We start from the raw sequence: 1484 nt of genomic DNA, 5'->3' as shown, positions 1-1484 counted from the left end.
ATAGATGAGTATGCGTCCTATTAGTTTGTTGGTAAGGTAACGGCTTACCAAGACTTCGATAGGTAGGGGTCCTGAGAGGGAGATCCCCCACACTGGTACTGAGACACGGACCAGACTCCTACGGGAGGCAGCAGTGAGGAATATTGGACAATGGAGGCAACTCTGATCCAGCCATGCCGCGTGCAGGAAGACTGCCCTATGGGTTGTAAACTGCTTTTATAGAGGAAGAAACCTCCCTTCGTGAAGGGAATTGACGGTACTCTACGAATAAGGATCGGCTAACTCCGTGCCAGCAGCCGCGGTAATACGGAGGATCCAAGCGTTATCCGGAATCATTGGGTTTAAAGGGTCCGTAGGCGGACTAATAAGTCAGTGGTGAAAGTCTGCAGCTCAACTGTAGAATTGCCATTGATACTGTTAGTCTTGAGTCATTATGAAGTGGTTAGAATGAGTGGTGTAGCGGTGAAATGCATAGATATCACTCAGAATACCGATTGCGAAGGCAGATCACTAATAATGTACTGACGCTGATGGACGAAAGCGTAGGTAGCGAACAGGATTAGATACCCTGGTAGTCTACGCCGTAAACGATGGTTACTAGCTGTTTGGTCGATTGAGACTGAGTGGCTAAGCGAAAGTGATAAGTAACCCACCTGGGGAGTACGTTCGCAAGAATGAAACTCAAAGGAATTGACGGGGGCCCGCACAAGCGGTGGAGCATGTGGTTTAATTCGATGATACGCGAGGAACCTTACCAGGGCTTAAATGTAGTCTGACAGATTTGGAAACAGATTTTTCTTCGGACAGATTACAAGGTGCTGCATGGTTGTCGTCAGCTCGTGCCGTGAGGTGTCAGGTTAAGTCCTATAACGAGCGCAACCCCTGTGGTTAGTTGCCAGCGAGTCAAGTCGGGAACTCTAGCCAGACTGCCGGTGCAAACCGTGAGGAAGGTGGGGATGACGTCAAATCATCACGGCCCTTACGTCCTGGGCCACACACGTGCTACAATGGTAGGGACAGAGAGCAGCCACTTCGCGAGAAGGAGCGAATCTTCAAACCCTATCACAGTTCGGATCGCAGTCTGCAACTCGACTGCGTGAAGCTGGAATCGCTAGTAATCGGATATCAGCCATGATCCGGTGAATACGTTCCCGGGCCTTGTACACACCGCCCGTCAAGCCATGGAAGCTGGGGGTACCTGAAGTCCGTTACCGTAAGGAGCGGCCTAGGGTAAAACTGGTAACTGGGGCTAAGTCGTAACAAGGTAGCCGTACCGGAAGGTGCGGCTGGAACACCTCCTTTCTAGAGCAAGTACTATAAGTACAAGCGCAATACTAGATCGACTTAGGAACTCATAATGAGTTTTATAAGGTCTTAATTACTGTCAATTTATATTTTAAATGCAGTCTCATAGCTCAGCTGGTTAGAGCGCTACACTGATAATGTAGAGGTCGGCAGTTCGAGTCTGCCTGAGACTACAACGT

General features: G+C 49.3%; 1 tRNA gene and 1 rRNA gene. Both read left to right on the top strand.

Going from position 1 to position 1484, the window contains the following annotated elements:
• Positions 1–1302: ribosomal RNA gene (locus tag LX95_RS14490) — 16S ribosomal RNA — on the top strand; the annotation flags it as partial.
• Positions 1303–1404: 102 nt separating this feature from the next.
• Positions 1405–1478 (top strand) — tRNA-Ile (locus LX95_RS14485).
• Positions 1479–1484: the final 6 nt, after the last annotated feature.

It is taken from the genome of Mesonia algae (genome assembly GCF_003253545.1).
Classification (GTDB): Bacteria; Bacteroidota; Bacteroidia; order Flavobacteriales; family Flavobacteriaceae; genus Mesonia; species Mesonia algae.
The sequence above is the reverse complement of the archived record's forward strand: the minus strand, read 5'-3'. Positions and strand labels throughout refer to the sequence as shown.